At 60.4% G+C, this 23,742-nt stretch carries 21 protein-coding genes; 19 read left to right on the plus strand and 2 right to left on the minus strand.

From position 1 onward, the window contains the following. The 12 genes from HMPREF1024_RS25070 to nuoN form a co-directional block, all read left to right on the plus strand. The coding region (locus tag HMPREF1024_RS25070) for an NADH-quinone oxidoreductase subunit B family protein (RefSeq protein WP_009307380.1) at window positions 1–666 on the plus strand (666 nt) is incomplete at its 5' end. A gap of 86 nt (window positions 667–752) precedes the next feature. Continuing rightward, the gene (nuoC, locus tag HMPREF1024_RS25065) at window positions 753–2,561 is read left to right on the plus strand and encodes an NADH-quinone oxidoreductase subunit C/D (protein WP_009307381.1); all 1,809 of its coding nucleotides are present in this window, start codon (window positions 753–755) and stop codon (window positions 2,559–2,561) included. Between the two features lie 2 nt (window positions 2,562–2,563). Beyond that, the gene (nuoE, locus tag HMPREF1024_RS25060) at window positions 2,564–3,064 is read left to right on the plus strand and encodes an NADH-quinone oxidoreductase subunit NuoE (protein ID WP_002913160.1); all 501 of its coding nucleotides are present in this window, start codon (window positions 2,564–2,566) and stop codon (window positions 3,062–3,064) included. Next, entirely contained in the window at window positions 3,061–4,398 is a 1,338-nt protein-coding gene (gene nuoF / locus HMPREF1024_RS25055; RefSeq protein ID WP_002913158.1) for an NADH-quinone oxidoreductase subunit NuoF, read from the plus strand. Before nuoE ends, nuoF begins: the two co-directional genes overlap by 4 nt. 32 nt (window positions 4,399–4,430) lie before the next feature. Next, window positions 4,431–7,157, plus strand: a complete 2,727-nt coding sequence (gene nuoG, locus HMPREF1024_RS25050; protein ID WP_009307382.1) for an NADH-quinone oxidoreductase subunit NuoG — start codon at window positions 4,431–4,433, stop codon at window positions 7,155–7,157. Next, window positions 7,154–8,131, plus strand: a complete 978-nt coding sequence (gene nuoH / locus HMPREF1024_RS25045) for an NADH-quinone oxidoreductase subunit NuoH (RefSeq protein WP_002913156.1) — start codon at window positions 7,154–7,156, stop codon at window positions 8,129–8,131. The genes nuoG and nuoH overlap by 4 nt, the downstream gene beginning before the upstream one ends. Before the next feature lie 14 nt (window positions 8,132–8,145). After that, window positions 8,146–8,688 carry an NADH-quinone oxidoreductase subunit NuoI gene (gene nuoI, locus HMPREF1024_RS25040; RefSeq protein WP_002913152.1) on the plus strand — a complete coding sequence of 181 codons (543 nt, stop codon included), beginning with the start codon at window positions 8,146–8,148 and terminating at the stop codon, window positions 8,686–8,688. 11 nt (window positions 8,689–8,699) lie between these two features. Then, entirely contained in the window at window positions 8,700–9,254 is a 555-nt protein-coding gene (nuoJ, locus tag HMPREF1024_RS25035) for an NADH-quinone oxidoreductase subunit J (RefSeq protein WP_002913150.1), read from the plus strand. Next, complete coding sequence (gene nuoK, locus HMPREF1024_RS25030) at window positions 9,251–9,553, plus strand: NADH-quinone oxidoreductase subunit NuoK (protein ID WP_002913148.1); 303 nt, start codon at window positions 9,251–9,253, stop codon at window positions 9,551–9,553. Before nuoJ ends, nuoK begins: the two co-directional genes overlap by 4 nt. After that, on the plus strand, window positions 9,550–11,391 hold the full coding sequence (gene nuoL / locus HMPREF1024_RS25025) for an NADH-quinone oxidoreductase subunit L (protein ID WP_004151106.1): 1,842 nt from the start codon (window positions 9,550–9,552) through the stop codon (window positions 11,389–11,391). Before nuoK ends, nuoL begins: the two co-directional genes overlap by 4 nt. Before the next feature lie 169 nt (window positions 11,392–11,560). Then, a complete protein-coding gene (gene nuoM / locus HMPREF1024_RS25020) occupies window positions 11,561–13,090 on the plus strand; it encodes an NADH-quinone oxidoreductase subunit M (protein WP_002913146.1) in 1,530 nt (509 codons plus the stop codon). Window positions 13,091–13,096: 6 nt separating this feature from the next. Continuing rightward, window positions 13,097–14,554 carry an NADH-quinone oxidoreductase subunit NuoN gene (gene nuoN / locus HMPREF1024_RS25015; protein ID WP_004151107.1) on the plus strand — a complete coding sequence of 486 codons (1,458 nt, stop codon included), beginning with the start codon at window positions 13,097–13,099 and terminating at the stop codon, window positions 14,552–14,554. Between the two features lie 54 nt (window positions 14,555–14,608). Here the strand turns inward: nuoN and rnz are convergent, their stop codons facing one another. Continuing rightward, window positions 14,609–15,529, minus strand: a complete 921-nt coding sequence (rnz, locus tag HMPREF1024_RS25010; protein WP_002913144.1) for a ribonuclease Z — start codon at window positions 15,527–15,529, stop codon at window positions 14,609–14,611. A 57-nt stretch (window positions 15,530–15,586) separates the two neighbouring features. Between rnz and HMPREF1024_RS25005 the strand changes: the two genes are divergently transcribed. The 7 genes from HMPREF1024_RS25005 (at window position 15,587) to menE (ending at window position 23,191) form a co-directional block, all read left to right on the plus strand. Further along, window positions 15,587–16,048: a GNAT family N-acetyltransferase gene (locus HMPREF1024_RS25005; RefSeq protein ID WP_004184987.1), complete on the plus strand. Its 462-nt coding sequence runs from the start codon at window positions 15,587–15,589 to the stop codon at window positions 16,046–16,048. Window positions 16,049–16,183: 135 nt separating this feature from the next. Beyond that, on the plus strand, window positions 16,184–17,473 hold the full coding sequence (gene menF / locus HMPREF1024_RS25000) for an isochorismate synthase MenF (RefSeq protein WP_004899574.1): 1,290 nt from the start codon (window positions 16,184–16,186) through the stop codon (window positions 17,471–17,473). 82 nt (window positions 17,474–17,555) lie between these two features. After that, complete coding sequence (gene menD / locus HMPREF1024_RS24995) at window positions 17,556–19,226, plus strand: 2-succinyl-5-enolpyruvyl-6-hydroxy-3-cyclohexene-1-carboxylic-acid synthase (RefSeq protein ID WP_009307383.1); 1,671 nt, start codon at window positions 17,556–17,558, stop codon at window positions 19,224–19,226. Beyond that, window positions 19,223–19,981 carry a 2-succinyl-6-hydroxy-2,4-cyclohexadiene-1-carboxylate synthase gene (gene menH / locus HMPREF1024_RS24990; protein ID WP_009307384.1) on the plus strand — a complete coding sequence of 253 codons (759 nt, stop codon included), beginning with the start codon at window positions 19,223–19,225 and terminating at the stop codon, window positions 19,979–19,981. The genes menD and menH overlap by 4 nt, the downstream gene beginning before the upstream one ends. Window positions 19,982–19,995: 14 nt before the next feature. Further along, entirely contained in the window at window positions 19,996–20,853 is an 858-nt protein-coding gene (gene menB, locus HMPREF1024_RS24985; RefSeq protein ID WP_002913098.1) for a 1,4-dihydroxy-2-naphthoyl-CoA synthase, read from the plus strand. Next, window positions 20,853–21,818, plus strand: a complete 966-nt coding sequence (gene menC, locus HMPREF1024_RS24980) for an o-succinylbenzoate synthase (RefSeq protein ID WP_009307385.1) — start codon at window positions 20,853–20,855, stop codon at window positions 21,816–21,818. Before menB ends, menC begins: the two co-directional genes overlap by 1 nt. Beyond that, window positions 21,815–23,191 (plus strand): o-succinylbenzoate--CoA ligase, encoded by a 1,377-nt coding sequence (gene menE, locus HMPREF1024_RS24975; RefSeq protein WP_009307386.1) that lies wholly within the window; start codon window positions 21,815–21,817, stop codon window positions 23,189–23,191. The genes menC and menE overlap by 4 nt, the downstream gene beginning before the upstream one ends. Before the next feature lie 55 nt (window positions 23,192–23,246). On the opposite strand, the gene nudI is transcribed toward menE, so the two are convergent. After that, complete coding sequence (gene nudI, locus HMPREF1024_RS24970; protein ID WP_004175023.1) at window positions 23,247–23,672, minus strand: nucleoside triphosphatase NudI; 426 nt, start codon at window positions 23,670–23,672, stop codon at window positions 23,247–23,249. Window positions 23,673–23,742 lie beyond the last annotated feature (70 nt).

Raw genomic sequence — 23,742 nt, forward strand, 5'->3', positions numbered from 1 at the left:
ACGCTCACCCGCATAGATCCTAACGGTGAGAACGACCGTTACCCCCTGCAGAAACAGGAGATCGTTACCGATCCTCTGGAGCAGGAAGTCAATAAAAGCGTGTATATGGGGAAACTCGAACACGCGCTGCATGACATGGTGAACTGGGGCCGTAAGAACTCAATTTGGCCGTACAACTTCGGCCTTTCTTGCTGTTATGTGGAAATGGTGACGTCATTCACTGCGGTGCATGACGTTGCGCGTTTTGGGGCAGAAGTTCTGCGCGCCTCTCCGCGTCAGGCGGACCTGATGGTGGTCGCGGGAACCTGCTTTACCAAAATGGCGCCGGTTATTCAGCGTCTCTACGATCAGATGCTGGAGCCGAAGTGGGTGATCTCCATGGGCGCCTGCGCCAACTCAGGCGGGATGTACGACATCTATTCCGTCGTCCAGGGCGTGGATAAATTCATTCCGGTCGATGTGTACATCCCGGGCTGCCCGCCGCGTCCGGAGGCCTATATGCAGGCGCTGATGCTGCTGCAGGAGTCCATTGGTAAAGAACGTCGTCCGCTCTCATGGGTGGTTGGCGATCAGGGCGTTTATCGCGCCAATATGCAGTCGGAACGCGAGCGTAAACGCGGCGAACGTATTGCAGTGACCAATCTGCGGACGCCGGACGAGATTTAATTTGCGCCTGCGGGCGGGAGAACCACTTCGCAAATCAATCTACAACAGCGCGAAGTCTCGCCGGCAGTCACCACGGACCTTTTGCAATGGTGAACAATATGACCGATTTAACCGCGCATGACGCCGCACCAGCCTGGCAAACCCGCGATCACCTTGATGACCCGGTGATTGGCGAACTGCGCAACCGCTTTGGGCCGGATGCCTTTACCATTCAGCCAACCCGTACCGGCGTACCGGTGGTATGGGTGAAGCGTGAACAGCTGCTGGAGGTGGGTGATTTCCTGAAGAAATTGCCGAAGCCTTACGTGATGCTGTTTGACCTGCACGGCATGGACGAACGTCTGCGCACGCACCGCGATGGCCTGCCCGCCGCGGATTTTTCCGTTTTCTATCACCTGATCTCCATCGATCGCAACCGCGACATCATGCTCAAGGTGGCGCTGTCGGAAAACGATCTGCATCTGCCGACCTTCACCAAACTGTTCCCCAACGCCAACTGGTATGAGCGTGAAACCTGGGAAATGTTTGGCATTACCTTCGATGGTCACCCGAACCTGCGTCGCATCATGATGCCGCCGACCTGGGAAGGTCACCCGCTGCGTAAAGATTATCCGGCGCGTGCCACCGAGTTCGACCCGTTTGAGCTGACCAAAGCCAAACAGGATCTGGAGATGGAGGCGCTGACCTTTAAACCGGAAGAGTGGGGCATGAAGCGCGGCACCGACAACGAGGACTTCATGTTCCTCAACCTCGGTCCGAACCACCCATCGGCGCATGGTGCGTTCCGCATTATTCTGCAACTGGACGGCGAAGAGATCGTCGACTGCGTACCGGATATCGGTTATCACCACCGCGGCGCCGAGAAGATGGGCGAGCGTCAGTCCTGGCACAGCTACATCCCGTATACCGACCGTATTGAATATCTCGGCGGCTGCGTCAACGAGATGCCGTACGTGCTGGCGGTGGAAAAACTGGCTGGGATCACCGTACCGGATCGCGTGAACGTGATCCGCGTGATGCTCTCCGAGCTGTTCCGCATCAACAGCCACCTGCTGTATATCTCGACCTTTATTCAGGACGTCGGCGCGATGACGCCGGTCTTCTTCGCCTTTACCGATCGGCAGAAAATTTACGATCTGGTGGAAGCGATTACCGGGTTCCGTATGCACCCGGCGTGGTTCCGCATCGGCGGCGTCGCGCACGATCTGCCGCGTGGCTGGGATCGCCTGCTGCGTGAGTTCCTCGAGTGGATGCCGAAGCGTCTGGACTCCTATGAGAAGGCCGCCCTGCGCAACACCATTCTGAAAGGCCGTTCCGTCGGCGTGGCAGCCTATACCGCCAAAGAGGCGCTGGAGTGGGGCACCACCGGCGCAGGCCTGCGCGCCACCGGTATCGACTTCGACGTGCGTAAATGGCGTCCTTACTCTGGCTATGAAAACTTCGACTTCGAAGTCCCGACCGGGGGGGGCGTCTCAGACTGCTACACCCGCGTGATGCTGAAAGTAGAAGAGCTGCGCCAGAGTCTGCGCATTCTTCAACAGTGCCTCGATAACATGCCGGAAGGCCCGTTCAAAGCGGATCACCCGCTGACCACGCCGCCGCCGAAAGAGCGCACGCTGCAGCATATCGAAACCCTGATCACCCACTTCCTGCAGGTATCGTGGGGCCCGGTGATGCCGGCCAACGAATCTTTCCAGATGATTGAGGCGACCAAAGGGATCAACAGTTACTACCTGACCAGCGACGGCAGCACCATGAGCTACCGTACCCGCGTGCGTACGCCGAGCTTTGCGCACCTGCAGCAGATCCCGTCGGCGATCCGCGGCAGCCTGGTATCCGACCTGATCGTCTATCTGGGTAGTATCGATTTTGTTATGTCAGACGTGGACCGCTAATTATGCACGAGAATCAACAACCACAAACCGAGGCTTTTGAGCTGAGTGCGGCAGAGCGTGAGGCTATTGAGCACGAGAAGCACCACTACGAAGACCCGCGTGCGGCGTCCATCGAAGCGCTGAAAATCGTTCAGAAACAGCGCGGCTGGGTGCCGGATGGCGCGATCTACGCTATCGCCGATGTGCTGGGGATCCCGGCCAGCGACGTGGAAGGCGTGGCGACGTTCTACAGCCAGATTTTCCGCCAGCCGGTTGGCCGTCACGTGATCCGCTACTGCGACAGCGTGGTATGCCACATCACCGGCTATCAGGGTATTCAGGCCGCCATTGAGAAGAAACTGAATATCAAGCCGGGGCAGACCACCTTTGATGGCCGCTTTACCCTGCTGCCGACCTGCTGCCTGGGTAACTGCGACAAGGGACCGACCATGATGATTGATGAGGATACTCACAGCCATCTGACGCCGGAGGCAATTCCTGACCTGCTGGAGCAGTACAAATGAAAACTGTAATTCGTACTGCGGAAACGCATCCGCTCACCTGGCGCCTGCGCGACGACAAGCAGCCGGTGTGGCTGGACGAGTATCGCAGTAAAAATGGCTATGAAGGGGCGCGTAAAGCCCTGACCGGGATGGCCCCGGATGAGATTGTCACGGCGGTAAAAGACGCTGGCCTGAAAGGGCGCGGCGGCGCGGGCTTCTCCACTGGTCTGAAGTGGAGCCTGATGCCGAAAGACGAATCCATGAACATCCGTTACCTGCTGTGTAACGCCGATGAAATGGAGCCGGGCACCTATAAAGACCGCCTGCTGATGGAGCAGCTGCCGCACCTGCTGGTGGAAGGCATGCTGATCTCCGCGTTTGCGCTGAAAGCGTACCGCGGCTACATCTTCCTGCGCGGGGAATATATTGAAGCAGCCCAGCATCTGCGTCGCGCGATTGCTGAAGCCACCGAAGCGGGTCTGTTGGGGAAAAACATCCTCGGCACCGGGTTTGACTTCGAGCTGTTCGTGCACACCGGGGCAGGGCGCTATATCTGCGGCGAAGAGACGGCGCTGATCAACTCTCTGGAAGGCCGCCGCGCCAACCCGCGATCCAAGCCGCCGTTCCCGGCGAGCTCCGGCGTCTGGGGCAAGCCGACCTGCGTCAACAACGTAGAAACCCTGTGCAACGTGCCAGCGATCCTCGCCAACGGCGTCGAGTGGTACCAGAACATTTCCACCAGCAAAGATGCTGGCACCAAGCTGATGGGCTTCTCCGGCCGGGTGAAGAATCCGGGCGTCTGGGAGCTGCCGTTCGGCACCACTGCCCGCGAGATCCTCGAAGATTACGCCGGCGGTATGCGCGATGGCCTGAAGTTTAAAGCCTGGCAACCGGGTGGAGCAGGGACCGACTTCCTCACCGAAGCGCACCTCGATCTGCCGATGGAATTCGAAAGCATTGGTAAAGCGGGCAGCCGTCTGGGCACCTCGCTGGCGATGGCCGTTGACCACGAGATCAACATGGTCTCGCTGGTGCGCAACCTTGAAGAGTTCTTTGCCCGCGAGTCCTGCGGCTGGTGTACGCCGTGCCGCGATGGTCTGCCGTGGAGCGTGAAGATCCTGCGCGCCCTGGAGCGCGGCGAAGGCCAGCCTGGCGATATCGAAACCCTTGAGCAACTGTGTCGATTCCTGGGCCCGGGTAAAACCTTCTGCGCGCACGCGCCGGGCGCGGTCGAGCCGCTACAGAGCGCGATTAAATATTTCCGCGAAGAATTCGAGGCTGGCATTAAGCAGCAGTTCAGCAATACCCATGCAATCAACGGGATTCAGCCGAACCTGCTTAAGACGCGCTGGTAATCTAAAGGTTTTTTATTTTTGGAAGCACGCAAATGGCTACGATTCATGTAGACGGCAAAGAATACGAGGTCAACGGGGCGGACAACCTGCTAGAGGCTTGTCTCTCTCTTGGTCTTGATATTCCCTACTTTTGCTGGCACCCGGCGCTAGGGAGCGTCGGTGCTTGCCGCCAGTGTGCGGTGAAGCAATATCAGAACGCGGAAGACACGCGTGGTCGCCTGGTGATGTCCTGTATGACTCCGGCATCCGACGGCACCTTTATTTCTATCGACGACAGCGAAGCGAAGCAGTTCCGCGAAAGCGTGGTGGAGTGGTTGATGACTAACCACCCGCACGACTGCCCGGTCTGCGAAGAGGGCGGCAACTGCCACCTGCAGGATATGACGGTGATGACCGGTCATAGCTTCCGCCGCTATCGTTTCACCAAGCGTACCCACCGCAATCAGGATCTGGGGCCGTTTATTTCGCACGAAATGAACCGCTGCATCGCCTGCTACCGCTGCGTGCGCTACTACAAAGATTATGCCGACGGCACCGATCTGGGCGTCTATGGCGCGCACGACAACGTCTACTTCGGCCGCCCGGAAGATGGCACCCTGGAGAGCGAGTTCTCCGGCAACCTGGTGGAAGTCTGCCCGACCGGCGTTTTCACCGACAAAACCCACTCCGAGCGCTATAACCGTAAGTGGGACATGCAGTTTGCGCCGAGCATCTGCCAGCAGTGTTCCATCGGCTGTAACATCAGCCCGGGCGAACGCTATGGCGAGTTGCGTCGTATCGAAAACCGCTATAACGGTACCGTGAACCGCTACTTCCTCTGCGACCGCGGTCGTTTCGGCTATGGCTACGTGAACCTGAAAGACCGTCCGCGTCAGCCGGTGCAGCGCCGCGGCGACGATCTGATCACCCTTAACGCCGAGCAGGCGATGCAGGGGGCGGCGGATATCCTGCGCCAGTCGAAGAAAGTGATCGGCATCGGTTCCCCGCGCGCCAGCATTGAAAGCAACTTCGCGCTGCGCGAGCTGGTGGGCGCCGACAACTTCTATACCGGCATCGCCAAAGGCGAACAAGCGCGCCTGCAGATGATGCTGAAAGTGCTGCGCGAGGGCGGGATCCACACGCCAAGCCTGCGCGATATCGAATCCTACGATACGGTACTGGTGCTGGGCGAAGACATTACCCAGACCGGCGCGCGCGTGGCCCTGGCGGTACGCCAGGCAGTGAAAGGGAAAGCACGCGAAATGGCGGCGGCGCAGAAAGTGGCCGACTGGCAGATCGCCGCGATCCTCAACATCGGCCAGCGCGCCAAGCACCCGCTATTCGTCACCAACGTCGATGACACCCGCCTGGATGACATCGCGGCGTGGACCTACCGCGCGCCGGTAGAAGATCAGGCGCGTCTCGGCTTTGCTATTGCCCATGCGCTGGACGACAGCGCGCCGGCGGTTGACGGCCTGAGCCAGGACCTGCAGGGTAAAGTCGACGTTATCGTTCAGGCGCTGGCCGGGGCGAAAAAACCGCTGATCATCTCCGGGACCAACGCCGGCAGCATGGAGATCATCCAGGCCGCCGCTAACGTGGCGAAAGCTCTGAAAGGCCGCGGCGCCGATGTCGGGGTGACCATGGTCGCCCGGGCGGTTAACAGCGTCGGACTGGGCATGATCGGCGGCGGCTCGCTTGAAGAGGCGCTGGACGAACTGGAAAGCGGCGCCGCAGACGCGGTTATCGTGCTGGAAAACGACCTTCACCGTCATGCTTCCGCCGCGCGCGTTGACGCTGCGCTGGCGAAAGCGCCGCTGGTGATGGTGGTGGATCATCAGCGCACCGCGATTATGGACAAAGCGCACCTGGTGCTCTCCGCGGCAAGCTTTGCGGAAAGCGACGGTACCGTGGTGAACAACGAAGGCCGCGCCCAACGTTTCTTCCAGGTTTACGATCCGGCTTACTACGACGCGAAAACCGTAATGCTGGAAAGCTGGCGCTGGCTGCATTCGCTGCACAGCACCGTCAACAACCGTCAGGTTGACTGGACTCAGCTGGACCACGTCATTGATGCGGCGATTGCGGCGCTGCCGCAGCTGGCGGGCATTAAAGACGCCGCGCCGGATGCGACCTTCCGCATTCGCGGCCAGAAGCTGGCGCGTGAACCGCACCGCTACAGCGGCCGCACGGCGATGCGCGCTAACATCAGCGTGCACGAGCCGCGTCAGCCGCAGGATAAAGACACGATGTTCGCCTTCTCCATGGAAGGGAACAACCAGCCGTCCGCCCCGCGTTCGCAGATCCCGTTCGCCTGGGCGCCGGGCTGGAACTCCCCGCAGGCATGGAACAAGTTCCAGGATGAAGTGGGCGGGAAACTGCGCCACGGCGATCCGGGCGTTCGTCTGTTTGAAGCGTCCGCCAGCGGACTGGAGTACTTCACGGCGGTGCCGGCCAGCTTCCAGGCGGAAGAGGGCAAATGGCGAATTGCGCCGTACTACCATCTGTTCGGCAGCGATGAGCTGTCTCAGCGCGCGCCGGTGTTCCAGAGCCGGATGCCTGAGCCGTACATCAAGCTGAACCCGGCGGATGCCGCGAAGCTTGGCGTCAACCCAGGGGCAATGCTCTCCTTTAGCGTGGAAGGCCAGACCCTGCGTCTGCCGCTGGTTATCTCTGAAGGCCTGACCGCGGGACAGGTTGGCTTACCGATGGGCATGCCGGGCATTGCGCCGGTGCTGACCGGATCGCGTATTGATTCACTGCAGGAGGCGAAAGCATGAGCTGGTTAACGCCGGATCTTATCGACATTCTGTTAAGCATCCTGAAGGCCGTGGTCATTCTGCTGGTGGTTGTCACCTGCGGCGCGTTCATGAGCTTCGGCGAGCGTCGTCTGCTCGGCTTGTTCCAGAACCGCTACGGACCTAACCGCGTCGGCTGGGGCGGTTCGCTGCAGCTGGTCGCCGACATGATCAAGATGTTCTTTAAAGAGGACTGGATCCCGCGCTTCTCCGATCGCGTGATCTTTACTCTGGCGCCGGTTATCGCCTTTACCTCGCTGCTGCTGGCCTTCGCTATCGTGCCGGTTAGCCCGACGTGGGTGGTGGCCGACCTGAACATCGGCATCCTCTTCTTCCTGATGATGGCAGGCCTGGCGGTCTACGCGGTGCTGTTCGCCGGTTGGTCGAGCAATAACAAATACTCGCTGCTGGGGGCGATGCGTGCTTCCGCGCAGACCCTGAGCTACGAAGTGTTTCTCGGTCTCTCCCTGATGGGCGTGGTGGCGCAGGCGGGGTCATTCAATATGACCGATATCGTTAACAACCAGGCGCATCTGTGGAACGTTATCCCGCAGTTCTTCGGCTTCGTGACTTTCGCCATCGCCGGCGTGGCGGTGTGTCACCGTCACCCGTTCGACCAGCCGGAAGCGGAGCAGGAACTGGCCGATGGTTACCACATTGAATATTCCGGCATGAAATTCGGTCTGTTCTTCGTCGGGGAATACATCGGTATCGTCACCGTTTCAGCGCTGATCGTCACGCTGTTCTTCGGCGGCTGGAATGGCCCGTGGTTACCTCCTTTCATCTGGTTCGCGCTGAAAACCGCGTTCTTCATGATGATGTTCATTTTGATCCGCGCATCATTACCGCGTCCGCGCTATGACCAGGTAATGTCCTTTGGCTGGAAGGTATGCCTGCCGTTAACGCTGGTCAACTTGTTGGTAACGGCGGCTGTCATTCTCTGGCAGGCGCAATAAGGGGTGAATTGAACATGACCTTAAAAGAATTATTGGTGGGGTTCGGCACCCAGGTCCGTAGTATCTGGATGATTGGTCTGCATGCCTTCGCCAAACGTGAAACCCGGATGTATCCGGAAGAGCCGGTCTACCTGCCGCCGCGCTATCGCGGTCGCATCGTGCTGACCCGCGATCCGGACGGTGCAGAGCGCTGCGTCGCCTGTAACCTGTGTGCGGTAGCTTGCCCGGTGGGCTGTATCTCGCTGCAGAAAGCAGAGACGGTAGACGGCCGCTGGTATCCGGAGTTCTTCCGCATCAACTTCTCACGCTGCATCTTCTGCGGCCTGTGCGAAGAAGCGTGCCCGACCACGGCGATCCAGTTGACCCCGGACTTCGAGCTGGGTGAATACAAGCGTCAGGATCTGGTGTACGAAAAAGAGGATCTGCTGATTTCCGGTCCGGGCAAATACCCGGAATATAACTTCTACCGGATGGCGGGTATGGCAATCGACGGCAAAGATAAGGGCGAAGCGGAAAATGAAGCTAAGCCAATCGACGTCAAGAGCCTGTTACCGTAAGGAGAGGGGCAATGGAATTCGCTTTTTATATCTGTGGCCTGATAGCCATCCTCGCAACCTTGCGGGTCGTCACCCACACCAATCCGGTGCATGCGCTGCTGTACCTGATTATTTCGCTGCTGGCGATTGCCGGGGTGTTCTTCTCGCTGGGCGCGTACTTCGCCGGAGCGCTGGAAATCATCGTCTACGCCGGGGCCATTATGGTGCTGTTCGTCTTCGTGGTGATGATGCTCAACCTGGGCGGCACCGAGATCGAACAGGAGCGCAAGTGGCTGCAGCCGGGGATCTGGATTGGCCCGGCCATCCTCTCCGCGGTGCTGCTGGTGGTTATCGTTTACGCCATCCTGGGCATTAACGACCAGGGTATCGACGGTGCGGCGATTAACGCCAAAGAAGTGGGCATTGCGCTGTTTGGGCCGTACGTCCTGGCGGTGGAGCTGGCCTCCATGCTGCTGCTGGCGGGCCTGGTGGTTGCCTTCCACATTGGTCGCGAAGAGCGCGCCGGCGAGGTGCTGAGCAACCGTCTGAACGACAGCGACAAACGAAAAACGGAGGAACACGCATGATCCCCTTAACACATGGACTGATCCTCGCGGCCATCCTGTTTGTGCTTGGTCTGACGGGGCTGGTGATCCGCCGCAATCTGCTGTTTATGTTGATTAGCCTGGAAATCATGATTAACGCCGCCGCGCTGGCCTTTGTGGTGGCGGGTAGCTACTGGGGTCAGGCAGATGGTCAGATAATGTATATCCTCGCCATCAGCCTCGCGGCTGCGGAAGCGAGTATCGGCCTGGCGCTGCTGCTGCAGCTCCATCGTCGCCGCCAGAACCTGAACATCGATTCAGTAAGTGAGTTGCGTGGATGAACATGCTTGCCTTAACCATTCTTTTGCCATTGATTGGCTTTGTGCTGCTGGCCTTCTCCCGCGGGCGCTGGTCGGAAAATCTTTCCGCCGCCGTTGGCATGGGCTCGGTAGGCCTGGCGGCGCTGGTCACCGCGTACGTTGGCGTCGACTTTTTCGCTAACGGCAAACAGGCGGTCAGCGTGCCGCTGTGGACCTGGATGTCGGTCGGTGATTTCAACATCGGCTTCAACCTGGTGTTGGACGGCCTGTCGCTGACCATGCTCTCCGTAGTTACCGGCGTCGGCTTCCTGATCCACATGTTCGCCTCCTGGTACATGCGCGGTGAAGAGGGATATTCCCGCTTCTTCGCCTATACCAACCTGTTTATCGCCAGCATGGTGGTTCTGGTACTGGCCGATAACCTGCTGCTGATGTACCTCGGTTGGGAAGGCGTGGGCCTCTGTTCTTACCTGCTGATCGGTTTCTACTACACCGATCCGAAGAACGGCGCCGCAGCGATGAAAGCGTTTGTGGTGACCCGCGTCGGCGACGTGTTCCTCGCCTTCGCGCTGTTCATTCTTTATAACGAACTGGGCACCCTGAACTTCCGCGAAATGGTGGAGCTGGCGCCGCAGCACTTCGCTAACGGCAGCACCACGCTGCAGTGGGCGACGCTGATGCTGCTTGGCGGCGCGGTCGGTAAATCCGCCCAGCTGCCGCTGCAAACGTGGCTTGCCGATGCGATGGCGGGTCCGACGCCGGTCTCTGCGCTGATCCACGCCGCGACCATGGTCACCGCGGGCGTCTATCTGATCGCCCGTACCCACGGCCTGTTCTTGATGACGCCGGAAGTGCTGCATCTGGTCGGTATCGTCGGGGCGGTCACCCTGGTGTTGGCGGGCTTCGCCGCGCTGGTGCAGACCGATATCAAACGCGTTCTCGCCTACTCTACCATGAGCCAGATTGGCTACATGTTCCTCGCGCTGGGCGTGCAGGCATGGGACGCGGCGATTTTCCACCTGATGACTCACGCGTTCTTTAAAGCGCTGCTGTTCCTGTCGTCTGGTTCGGTCATTCTGGCCTGCCATCACGAACAGAACATCTTCAAGATGGGCGGCCTGCGCAAATCGATTCCGCTGGTATACGTCTGCTTCCTGGTGGGGGGCGCGGCGCTGTCCGCACTGCCGCTTATCACCGCAGGCTTCTTCAGTAAGGATGAGATTCTGGCAGGCGCGATGGCCAATGGCCATATCAATCTGATGGTGGCAGGCCTGGTCGGCGCCTTTATGACCTCGCTGTACACCTTCCGGATGATTTTCATCGTATTCCACGGTAAAGAGCAAATTCACGCGCACGCAGGGAAGGGGATTACCCATCATCTGCCGCTGATTGTGCTGCTGGTACTATCCACCTTCGTTGGCGCGCTGATTGTGCCGCCGCTGGAAGGCGTACTGCCGCAGACCACTGAGCTCGCCCACGGTAGCGTGATGACGCTGGAGATTGCCTCCGGGATCATCGCCATTGCCGGGATTCTGATCGCTGCATGGCTGTGGCTGGGCAAACGCACGCTGGTGACCTCCATCGCCAACAGTGCGCCTGGCCGCTTCTTCGGTACCTGGTGGTTCCATGCCTGGGGCTTCGACTGGTTATACGACAAGGTGTTCGTAAAACCATTCCTCGGTATTGCCTGGCTGCTGAAACGCGATCCGCTGAACTCGTTGATGAATATCCCGGCGATCCTTTCCCGCTTCGCAGGCAAAGGCCTGCTGGTGAGCGAGAACGGTTATCTGCGCTGGTATGTGGCTTCAATGAGCATCGGCGCGGTGGTGGTGCTGGCGCTGCTGATGGTATTGCGTTGATTTGATCGCGCGGTTTTGCCCGGTGGCGCTTCGCTTACCGGGCCTACGAGACCGTAGGTCGGGTAAGCGAAGCGCCACCCGACACAACAAACCGCACTCAAACGTGAATGTAGTCGAATTCGTTGAAAATCGGTCCTGAACGGGACTTTAACAAGGAATAAAAATCGCCATGTTACTACCCTGGCTAATATTAATTCCCTTTATCGGCGGCTTCCTGTGCTGGCAGACCGAACGCTTTGGCGTGAAAGTGCCGCGCTGGATCGCGCTGATTACCATGGGACTGACGCTGGTGCTTGGCCTGCAGCTGTGGATGCAGGGCGGCTATTCTCTGACGCAATCCGCGGGTATTCCGCAATGGCAGTCGGAATTCGTGCTGCCGTGGATCCCACGCTTCGGCATTAGCATCCATCTGGCGATCGACGGCCTGTCGCTGCTGATGGTGGTGCTGACCGGTCTCCTCGGCGTGCTGGCGGTGCTCTGTTCGTGGCGTGAAATCGAAAAATACCAGGGCTTCTTCCACCTCAACCTGATGTGGATCCTGGGCGGCGTTATCGGCGTGTTCCTCGCCATCGACATGTTCCTGTTCTTCTTCTTCTGGGAAATGATGTTGGTGCCGATGTACTTCCTGATCGCGCTGTGGGGCCACAAAGCCTCGGACGGTAAAACGCGTATCACAGCGGCCACCAAGTTCTTCATCTATACCCAGGCGAGCGGTCTGGTGATGCTGATTGCCATTCTGGCGCTGGCCTTCGTCCACTTCAACGCCACCGGCGTGTGGACCTTCAACTATGAAGATCTGCTGAAAACCCCAATGTCTCACGGCGTGGAATACCTGCTGATGCTCGGCTTCTTCATCGCCTTCGCGGTGAAAATGCCGGTGGTGCCGCTGCACGGCTGGCTGCCGGACGCTCACTCCCAGGCGCCGACCGCCGGCTCTGTCGACCTCGCGGGGATCCTGCTGAAAACCGCCGCCTACGGTCTGCTGCGCTTTGCGCTGCCGCTGTTCCCGAATGCCTCCGCCGAGTTTGCACCCATCGCCATGTGGCTGGGCGTGATTGGTATCTTCTACGGCGCGTGGATGGCCTTCGCCCAGACCGATATTAAACGCCTGATCGCCTACACTTCCGTGTCCCACATGGGCTTCGTGCTGATTGCTATCTACACCGGCAGCCAGCTGGCCTATCAGGGAGCGGTGATCCAGATGATTGCTCACGGTCTGTCCGCGGCGGGTCTGTTTATTCTCTGCGGCCAGCTGTACGAACGTCTGCATACCCGCGATATGCGCCAAATGGGCGGTCTGTGGAGCAAAATTAAATGGCTGCCGGCGATGTCGATGTTCTTCGCGGTCGCCACTCTGGGGATGCCGGGCACCGGTAACTTCGTCGGCGAATTTATGATCCTGTTCGGCAGCTATAAAGTGGTGCCGACGATCACCGTCATCTCCACCTTTGGTCTGGTATTCGCGTCCGTTTACTCGCTGTCGATGTTACATCGCGCTTACTTCGGTAAAGCGAAGAGCGAAGTGGCGGCGAAAGAGTTGCCGGGGATGTCCCTGCGTGAACTGTCTATCATCCTGCTGCTGGTGGTGCTGCTGGTGCTGTTGGGCTTCTTCCCGCAGCCGATCCTCGACACCTCGCATGCTGCGATGAGCAACATTCAGCAGTGGTTTGTTAATTCTGTTTCTACTACAAGGCCGTAATTCGCCATGACAATAACTCCACAACAACTGATCGCACTGCTACCGCTGCTGATCGTCGGCTTGACGGTGGTGGTTGTGATGCTCTCCATTGCGTGGCGACGCAATCATTTTCTCAATGCCACGCTGTCGGTTCTTGGACTTAACGCCGCGCTGGTCTCGCTCTGGTTCGTCGGCCAGAACGGGGCGATGGACGTCACGCCGCTGATCCGCGTTGACGGCTACGCCATGCTTTACACCGGTCTGGTGCTGCTGGCGAGCCTCGCGACCTGTACTTTCGCCTACCCGTGGCTTGAGGGTTACAAGGACAACAAAGAAGAGTTCTACCTGCTGGTGCTGATCGCCGCCCTGGGCGGCATTCTGCTGGCCGGTGCGAATCATCTGGCGGCGCTGTTCCTCGGTATTGAGCTGATTTCGCTGCCGCTGTTCGGCCTGGTTGGTTACGCCTTCCGCCAGAAGCGTTCGCTGGAAGCGAGCATCAAATACACCATCCTCTCCGCGGCAGCTTCGTCCTTCCTGCTGTTCGGTATGGCGCTGGTGTATGCGAACTCCGGCAACCTGTCCTTCCTCGCGCTGGGCAAAAGCCTGGCGGACAACATGCTGCACGAGCCGCTGCTGCTGGCGGGCCTCGGTCTGATGATCGTCGGTCTTGGCTTTAAACTGTCGCTGGTGCCGTTCCACCTGTGGACTCCGGACGTTTACCAGGGGGCGCCTGCGCCGGTCTCCACCTTCCTGGCGACCGCCAGCAAGATCGCTATCTTCGGCGTAGTGATGCGTCTGTTCCTGTACATGCCGGTGGGCAACAGCGAAGCGGTACGCGTGGTGCTGGGCCTGATCGCCTTCGCCTCTATCATCTTCGGTAACCTGATGGCCCTGAGCCAGACCAACATTAAGCGCCTGCTCGGTTACTCTTCCATCTCCCATCTCGGCTATCTGCTGGTGGCGCTGATTGCCCTGCAGAGCGGTGAAATGTCGATGGAAGCCGTGGGCGTTTACCTGGCCGGTTACCTGTTCAGCAGCCTCGGCGCGTTCGGCGTGGTCAGCCTGATGTCCAGCCCGTACCGCGGTCCGGATGCTGACTCGCTGTTCTCCTACCGCGGCCTGTTCTGGCACCGTCCGATCCTGTCGGCTGTGATGACGGTGATGATGCTCTCCCTGGCCGGTATCCCGATGACCCTCGGCTTTATCGGTAAGTTCTACGTGCTGGCCGTCGGTGTGCATGCGCATCTGTGGTGGCTGGTTGCCGCGGTGGTTGTCGGCTCGGCGATCGGTCTCTACTACTACCTGCGCGTGGCAGTGAGCCTGTACCTGAGCGCGCCGGAGCAGCTGAATCGCGATGCGCCGTCAAACTGGCAGTACAGCGCCGGCGGTATCGTGGTGCTGATCTCCGCGCTGCTGGTGCTAGTGCTCGGTATCTGGCCGCAGCCGCTGATTAGCATCGTGCAGCTGGCGACGCCGCTGATGTAAGTTGATTGACTCAATAAAAAACCGCCGGGATGGCGGTTTTTTTATGCCCGGATTTTACGCCATCTTGTAGACCATAAAATCTTCCGCCAGCAGCGTGTTAGGGAAAATCTCCCGGCATTCCGCCAGCATACGCAGACAGCCTTCGGCATCGTAGCGCGAGCTAAAGTGGGTGGCGATCAGCGTACCGACCCCCGCTTCTTTGGCAAGCGCCGCGGTCTGCTGACTGGAAGAGTGGCCGCGGCTATTGGCTTTCTCCGCCATCGCCTGCTCAAGGGTGGTTTCGTGGACCATCACATCCGCCCCGCGAGCCATCTCCAGCGCCTGCGGGCAGGGGGCGGTATCGCCGAAGATGGCCAGCGTTTTACCCGGGGTCGCTGGCCCCAGATAGCGGCTGCCGTCGATGACCCGGCCATCTGCCAGCGTGACGCGCTGTCCGCGCTTGAGTTGATGGAACAGCGGCCCGGGAGGCACGCCATCGGCAATCAGCTGGGCGGCGTCGAGGGTGCCGGGCTTGTCATGCTGCGCAATGCGATACCCATAGCACTCCACCGGATGGCTGAGCGGATACGCGGTGACCCGATAGCCCTCTTCGTCGAACACCAGACCAGGGCCGACTTCGATGATGGTGAGCGGATAGTCGGTCCACGAACCGCTCAGGCGCAGCGCGGTCTCAACAAACTCTTTGAGTCCTTTTGGCCCGTAGAGGGTGAGGGGCAGGGAGTTTCCCTGCATCGAGCGGCTGCACAGCAGGCCGGGCAGGCCGAACAAGTGGTCGCCGTGCAGATGGGTAATAAAAATCTTATTCAGTTTGCCGGGATGGTAGGGCGTGTGAAGAAACTGATGCTGGGTCCCTTCGCCGCAGTCAAACAACCACATTTCGGCGCGGGTCGGCTGTTGCAAATTGAGTATTATCGACGTCATATTACGCGTGCGGGTCGGCACCCCGGCGGATGTCCCCAAAAAAGTTAATTCCATCGTCCAGTGTCCTCAGGGCGAGTCGCAAAGTATCAGTATATCAATAAGGAGCAGCAGATGATGACCTGGCAGGATCTCCACCATAGTGAACTCACCGTTCCCCAGCTGTATGCGCTGCTGAAATTGCGCAGTGAAGTCTTTGTCGTAGAGCAGCAGTGCGTCTATCAGGATGTCGACGGCGATGATTTGGTTGGTGAAAATCGCCATCTGCTCGGCTGGCGCGATGGCGAACTGGTGGCCTACGCGCGGATCCTCAAAAGCGAAGAGGAGTTTGCGCCGGTGGTGATTGGCCGGGTCATCGTCAGCCCCGCCGCCCGTGGTGCGAAGCTCGGCTATCAGCTGATGGAGCAGGCGCTGGCCAGCTGTCAGCAGCACTGGCCGCAAAAGGCGATTTACCTCGGGGCGCAGGCGCACCTGCAATCCTTTTACGCCCACTTCGGTTTTACGCCGGTGACCGAGGTCTATGATGAGGATGGCATCCCCCACATTGGCATGGCGCGAGAAAAGCGCGCTGTCTGACTCCTCTGCACCCTCGTCCACGCGCAGCTCTGGCCCGGCGAGCGGGTAAGATAATACCCGCTCCCTCATCATGGGTACTGCTATTCCGTCGTCGAACCCCTTATAATGTGGGGTTTTACTACCGTGGAGGTTTGCGTGCTGTCTGTTTCCACTGCGCTGGCCCGTTTGCAAGACGGCCTGGGCGAGTCATTTCCAGACTCGCCCGGCACGCGAATTATCGATGTTGCCTTTCCGCTGAATGATGCCTTCGATCCGCTACTATGGTGCGGCCAGCAGGCGCAATGGCCGCAGTTTTACTGGCAGCAGCGCAATGGCGATGAGGAACTGGCGACGCTGGGGGCGGTAAAAACCTTTACCTCGCTCGACGCGGCGAACCGCTTTTTACGCCAGGCCGGCCGGCAGGATCTGCGTATCTGCGGCCTGAATGCGTTTGAACCGCAGCAGGGCAGCCTGGCGCTGCCGCGTCTGGAGTGGCGCCGGTGCGGCGGCAGGGCCGTGCTGCGGCTGGTGCTGCATAGTGATATCTCCCTGCGTGAGGATGCCGCGACGGCCCGCGCGTTTCTCGCCAGCCTGACAACCACTCAGGCGACTCCCGGCGCCATACCGCCGTTGCTGAGCGAGCGCCACTCATCCGACTATCCTCAATGGCAGGCAATGATTGCGCGGGCGACTAAGGCGATCAGCGCCGGTGAAATGGATAAAGTAGTGCTGGCGCGGGCAACCGACCTGCAGTTTGCCGCCCCGCTGGACGCCGTGAGCATCATGGCGGCTAGCCGGCGCAGCAATCTTAACTGTTTTCATTTCCTGATGGCGTTCAATGCCCGGCAGGCATTTTTCGGCTCCACGCCGGAACGGCTGTGGCGCCGGCGCGGCGCGCTGCTGCGCACCGAAGCGCTGGCGGGGACCGTCGCGAACCATCAGGAAGACGCGAAGGCGCAGCAACTGGCCGACTGGCTGATGAAAGACGACAAAAACCAGCGGGAAAACATGCTGGTAGTAGAGGATATCTGCCAGCGCCTGCAGAGTGAGGCCTCGACGCTGGACGTCCTGCCGCCGCAGGTGGTGAGGCTGCGTAAGGTGCAGCATCTCCGACGCTGCATCTGGACCGAGCTGGCGGCGCCTGACGACAGCCGCTGTCTGCTGCAGCTGCAGCCCACCGCCGCGGTGGCCGGCCTGCCGCGCCGGGCGGCGCTGGCGTTCATTCAGCGTCATGAACCGTTTTCCCGCGAATGGTACGCCGGGTCCGCCGGGTATCTGTCACTGGCGCAAAGCGAGTTTTGCGTGGCGCTGCGTTCGGCGAAAGTGAACCACGACACCCTGCGGCTGTATGCCGGGGCGGGGATCGTCAGCGGCTCTGATGCACAGCAGGAGTGGCAGGAGATTGACAACAAAGCGGCCGGGCTGCGCTCGCTGCTGTGTCCATAAAGCTTGAATGACGATGCATATCAAAACGACGTCACTTTGCCTTATCTATACTTAGCATCAATATTTGATACCGGACAATTTCATGTCAGTAAGCGCATTTAACCGACGCTGGGCGGCGGTGATCCTGGAAGCTTTAACGCGCCATGGCGTGCAGCATATCTGCATCGCGCCGGGCTCGCGCTCGACACCCTTAACCCTGGCGGCGGCGGAAAACCGCGCCTTTATCCATCATACCCATTTCGACGAACGCGGCCTCGGCCACCTGGCGCTCGGACTGGCGAAGGCCAGCCGGCAGCCGGTGGCGGTGATAGTCACCTCCGGGACCGCCACCGCAAACCTCTATCCGGCGCTGATTGAGGCAGGGCTCACCGGTGAAAAGCTGATCCTGTTAACCGCCGACCGTCCGCCGGAGCTGATCGACTGCGGCGCGAACCAGGCTATCCGCCAGCCGGGGATGTTTGCCTCCCATCCTGCGCAGACGATTTCTTTGCCGCGTCCCTCGCAGGATATTCCTGCCCGCTGGCTGGTCTCAACCATCGACCAGGCGCTGGGCGCGCTGCACGCCGGCGGGGTGCATATTAACTGTCCGTTCGCTGAACCGCTGTATGGTGATATGGATGAGACCGGCGTGGAGTGGCAGCAGCAGCTCGGCAACTGGTGGCAGAGCGACAAACCCTGGCTGCGCCAGGCGCTGCAGTTAGAGAGCGAGAAGCAGCGCGACTGGTTCTTCTGGCGACAAAAACGCGGCGTCGTCGTGGCGGGCAGAATGAGCGCCGCGGAAGGGAAAAAGGTCGCTGAGTGGGCGCAGACCCTCGGCTGGCCGCTGATCGGCGATGTCCTGTCGCAGACCGGGCAGCCGCTGCCGTGCGCCGACCTGTGGCTGGGCAACGGCAAAGCGGTCAGCGAGCTGGCGCAGGCGCAGATCGTCGTGCAACTCGGCAGCAGCCTGACCGGCAAACGCGTGCTCCAGTGGCAGGCGACCTGCGAGCCGGATGAATACTGGCTGGTGGATAATCTGCCCGGTCGCCTCGACCCGGCGCAGCACCGCGGTCGCCGTCTGCTCTCAAGCGTTGAGCGCTGGCTCGAATTACATCCGGCGGAGAAACGCCAGCCGTGGGCGACGGTGATCCCACAGCTTGCCGGGCAGGCGTGGCAGGCTGTGGTCGCCAGCAACGAGCCTTTTGGCGAAGCGCAGCTGGCGCAGCGTATTCGGCGCTATCTGCCGGAGCAGGGCCAATTGTTTGTTGGCAACAGCCTGGTGGTGCGCCTGATCGACGCCCTGGCGCAGCTACCGGCCGGGTATCCGGTCTACAGCAACCGCGGCGCCAGCGGTATCGATGGCCTGATCGCCACTGCGGCCGGCGTGCAGCGCGCCAGCGCCCGACCGACGCTGGCCATCGTTGGCGATCTCTCCGCGCTCTACGATCTCAACTCGCTGGCCCTGCTGCGCCAGGCGTCGGCGCCGCTGGTGCTGATCGTGGTGAATAACAACGGCGGGCAGATTTTTTCTATGCTGCCGACGCCGCAGGACGAACGCCGTCAGTTCTATTTAATGCCGCAGGACGTGGATTTCAGCCACGCGGCGGCGATGTTCGGCCTGGCCTATCATCGCCCTGATGACTGGCCGTCGCTGGATGAGGCGCTGGCCGGCGCCTGGCGCAGGGCAGGGGCGACGGTGATTGAGCTGGCGGTCAATGAGACCGACGGCGCGCAGACCCTCCAGCAGCTGCTGGCGCAGGTAAGTCGCCTGTGATCCTCAGCGCTGCTGTCGACAACGGCCAGCCGGGCTATCCCTGGCTGGTGTTTCTGCACGGTTTTTCCGGCGACCGCAACGAGTGGCGGAAAGTGGGCGACGCCTTTCCCGCCTGGCCGCGGCTGTACCTCGATCTGCCGGGGCACGGCGGCTCCGCGGATATCGCGGTGCAGGACTTTGCCGGGGTCAATACTCTGCTGCAGTCTATGTTTAATAGTTACAACATACATAAGTATTGGCTGATCGGCTACTCGCTGGGCGGCCGGGTGGCAATGAACTTCGCCAGCCAGCCGCGCGCAGGCATGCGCGGGCTGATCGTTGAAGGCGGCCATCCGGGCCTGCAGGATGTAGAGGCGCGGCAGGTGCGGCGCAGCAATGACCGCGCCTGGGCGGAACGTTTTCACCGCGAGCCGCTTGAGCAGGTCTTTGCCGACTGGTATCAGCAGCCGGTCTTCGCTTCGCTGAATGCCGCGCAGCGTGAGTCATTGGTCGCCTTACGCAGCCGGAACAACGGCGCGACGCTGGCGGCGATGCTGCAGGCAACCTCCCTTGCCGCGCAGGCCGATCTGCGCGCGTCTCTGCAGGCGCGCGATTTTCCTTTTCACTACCTGTGCGGCGAGCGCGACGCGAAGTTTCGCGCCATCGCGCAGACGCTCGCGGCGGATCTCCATCTTATTCACCATGCCGGACACAACGCGCACCGGGACAACCCGGCGGCGGTGATTGCCTGTCTGGCGCAGATTCTGGCAAGTTAACTGAAGGACATTCTATGATCTCTCTTGATGAAGCAATGCTCTACGCCCCCGTTGAATGGCACGATTGCTCCGAAGGCTATACCGATATTCGCTATCACAAATCGACTGACGGGATTGCCAAAATCACCATTAATCGTCCGCAGGTGCGCAACGCCTTCCGCCCGCTGACCGTCAAAGAGATGATCCAGGCGCTGGCGGATGCCCGGTATGACGACAATATCGGCGTCATCGTGCTGACCGGTGAAGGTGAGAAAGCCTTCTGCGCCGGCGGCGACCAGAAAGTCCGCGGCGACTACGGCGGCTATCAGGACGACTCCGGCGTTCATCATCTTAACGTGCTCGACTTCCAGCGTCAGATCCGCACCTGCCCGAAACCGGTGGTCGCGATGGTGGCCGGCTACTCTATCGGCGGCGGTCACGTGCTGCATATGATGTGCGATCTGACTATCGCGGCGGAAAACGCCATCTTCGGCCAGACCGGGCCAAAAGTCGGCTCTTTCGACGGCGGCTGGGGCGCCTCCTATATGGCGCGGATCGTCGGGCAGAAAAAAGCGCGCGAAATCTGGTTCCTGTGCCGCCAGTATGACGCTCAGCAGGCGCTGGACATGGGGCTGGTGAATACCGTGGTACCGCTGGCGGATCTGGAAAAAGAGACCGTGCGCTGGTGTCGTGAAATGCTGCAGAACAGCCCGATGGCCTTGCGCTGCCTGAAAGCGGCGCTGAACGCCGACTGCGACGGCCAGGCTGGTCTGCAGGAGCTGGCGGGCAACGCCACTATGCTGTTCTATATGACGGAAGAGGGGCAGGAAGGACGCAACGCCTTCAACCAGAAACGTCAGCCGGACTTCAGCAAATTTAAACGGAATCCATAATGCGCGTTTCGCAGGTTTACCGCTGGCAGATACCGATGGACGCGGGCGTGGTGCTGCGCGAGCGGCGGTTAAAAACCCGCGACGGGCTGTTCATCCGCCTGCAGGAGGGTGAACGCGAAGGCTGGGGCGAAATTTCTCCCCTGCCGGGATTCAGTGTCGAGACGCTGGAAGAGGCGCAAATGGCGCTGTTAGCGTGGGCACAGGCCTGGCGCGACGGCGCCGAGCCGCCGCTTCCCACGCAGCCCTCCGTCGCGTTTGGCATCAGCTGCGCGCAGGCGGAGCTTGGCGGCGAACTACCGCAGGCCGCGGATTATCGCGCGGCGCCGCTCTGCTCCGGCGATCCGGATGAGCTATTCGCCAGACTGGCGGCGATGCCCGGCGAGAAGGTCGCTAAGGTCAAAGTTGGCCTCTGGGAGGCGGTCCGCGACGGTATGGTGGTCAATCTGCTGCTGGAGGCGATCCCCGACCTGCAGCTGCGGCTCGATGCCAACCGCGCCTGGACGCCGCTCAAAGCGCAACAGTTCGCCAAATACGTTAATCCGGCGTACCGCCAGCGCATTGCTTTTCTTGAAGAACCTTGCAAAACGCGGGAGGATTCTCGGGCCTTTAGCCGCGAGACAGGGATCGCTATCGCCTGGGATGAAAGCCTGCGCGAGGCGGATTTCCGCTTTGTCGCTGAGCCGGGCGTGCGCGCGGTGGTGATCAAACCGACGCTAACCGGCAGTTTGCAGAAGGTGCAGCAACAGGTCGCCGCGGCGCATGCGCTGGGGTTGAGCGTAGTGATCAGCTCGTCGATCGAGTCCAGTCTCGGCTTAACCCAGCTGGCCCGGATTGCCGCCTGGCTGACGCCGCAGACTATTCCTGGGCTGGATACGCTGTCGCTGATGGGCGCCCAGCTGGTACGGCCGTGGCCCGAAAGTACGCTGCCGGTGCTCAACATTGATGCGCTGGAGCCGCTGCTGTGACCTTTAACGACTGGCCCTGGCGGCACTGGCGTCAGCGGCGCGGAGAGGCCCTCGCCTTACGTCTGAATAACCAGCCGTTGACCTGGCGGGAGCTATGCGCGCGGGTTGACGCGCTGGCGTCTGGTTTTGCCGCGCAGGGCGTAATGGAAGGGCAGGGAGTGGCGCTCCGGGCCTATAACCAGCCGGAAACTCTGCTGGCATGGCTGGCGCTGCTGCAGTGCGGGGCGCGGGTGCTGCCGCTGAATCCGCAGCTGCCAGCGGTGTTGCTGCAGGCGTTGTTACCCGCGTTAACCATGCAGCATCAGCTGGTGCTGAATGGCGATGTGTTGCCGGGGAATTTACCGATGTTAACCCTGCAGTTGGTCGAGGGCGAGCATGCTGTTTGCTGGCATGGCGATCGGTTGCTGTCGATGACGTTGACCTCCGGTTCAATCGGCCTGCCGAAAGCGGCGGTACATAGCGCCAGCGCCCATCTGGCCAGCGCGGCTGGCGTGCTGGCGCTGATGCCGTTTGCCGCAGGAGATGACTGGCTGCTGTCGCTGCCGTTGTTCCATGTCTCCGGTCAGGGGATCGTCTGGCGCTGGCTGCTGGCCGGCGCGCGACTCACGGTACGTGACAAACAGCCGCTGGCGCAGATGCTGCACGGCTGTACCCATGCTTCGCTGGTGCCGACTCAGCTATGGCGCCTGCTGAATGATGATGCTGCGGTTTCCCTCAAGGCGGTGCTGCTCGGCGGCGCGTCGATCCCGGTCGAATTGACTGAACGGGCGCGAAAGCAGGGTATACGCAGCTTCTGCGGCTATGGCCTCACCGAATTCGCCTCCACCGTGTGTGCCAAAGAGGCCGACGGCGCTGCGGATGTTGGCGAAGCGCTGCCGGGGCGAGAGGTGAAAATTGTCGCCGGCGAGATCTGGCTGCGGGCGTCGAGTATGGCCGCAGGCTACTGGCGGGATGGTCAATTGTTGTCATTAACCAACAATGAAGGCTGGTTTGCGACGCGCGATCGCGGAGCATTGCATAACGGTCGGCTGACGGTTGTTGGGCGACTGGATAACCTCTTTTTTAGCGGTGGAGAAGGTATTCAACCGGAAGAGGTCGAGCGTGTGATACTCGCCCATCCACAGGTACAGCAGGTGTTTATCGTGCCGCTGGATGATGCGGAATACGGCCAGCGCCCGGTAGCGGTGGTGGAATGCGATGACGGCTGCGAGTTGAGCGCGCTGGCGGCATGGAGCGCTGAGCGGTTAGCGCGTTTTCAGCAGCCGGTGCGTTGGCTGCGGTTGCCGGAAACGTTAAAAAACGGCGGGATTAAGATTTCGCGCCGGGCGCTGTGCGAGTGGGTCAGGCAGCAGACGCATGCGACCGTATCGTAGCCACCCGCATTATCCCGCGGCATAACGCCGGGTGGGTTGAACGCAGTATGCTGGACTAAAGTAGCCCTTTCAGGCTGAGAGTAACGCGGGTGGCGGCATTAAGATCGTAGTTTTTGAGATCTTCGGCTTTGACCCAGGCGTAATCGTCAAACTCCTCGTTGATCGTCACATCGCGATTGGCGCTCACGCAGTTGAAGATGAGATAGATCATGTAGATCGTTTCCTGATGCCCGTCGGGGTAGGTTTTGACGCGGGTATCGTCGCGAAAGCACCATGGCGCGATATGGGTAAGGATGAGTTTTTCGCCGAGCTCTTCGCGTATTTCCCGCCGCAGCGCCTCTTCAATACGTTCCCCTGGCTCCACGCCGCCGCCGGATAAGGCCCATTGCCCGGGAAAAACCCCGCGGTCGGCGGCCATTTTGCAAAGCAGATAATGGCCTTCATTCTCGATCAGCGGGCAAACAATCGTCCTGTGGCGCATGGGTTTTCTCCTGCAGAGGGATGGGGCGGTATGCTGGTGAAATAGTTTGCGAGCCGCCTCGGTAAACTGC

It is taken from the genome of Klebsiella sp. 4_1_44FAA (genome assembly GCF_000238715.1).
Taxonomy (GTDB): domain Bacteria; phylum Pseudomonadota; class Gammaproteobacteria; order Enterobacterales; family Enterobacteriaceae; genus Klebsiella; species Klebsiella pneumoniae.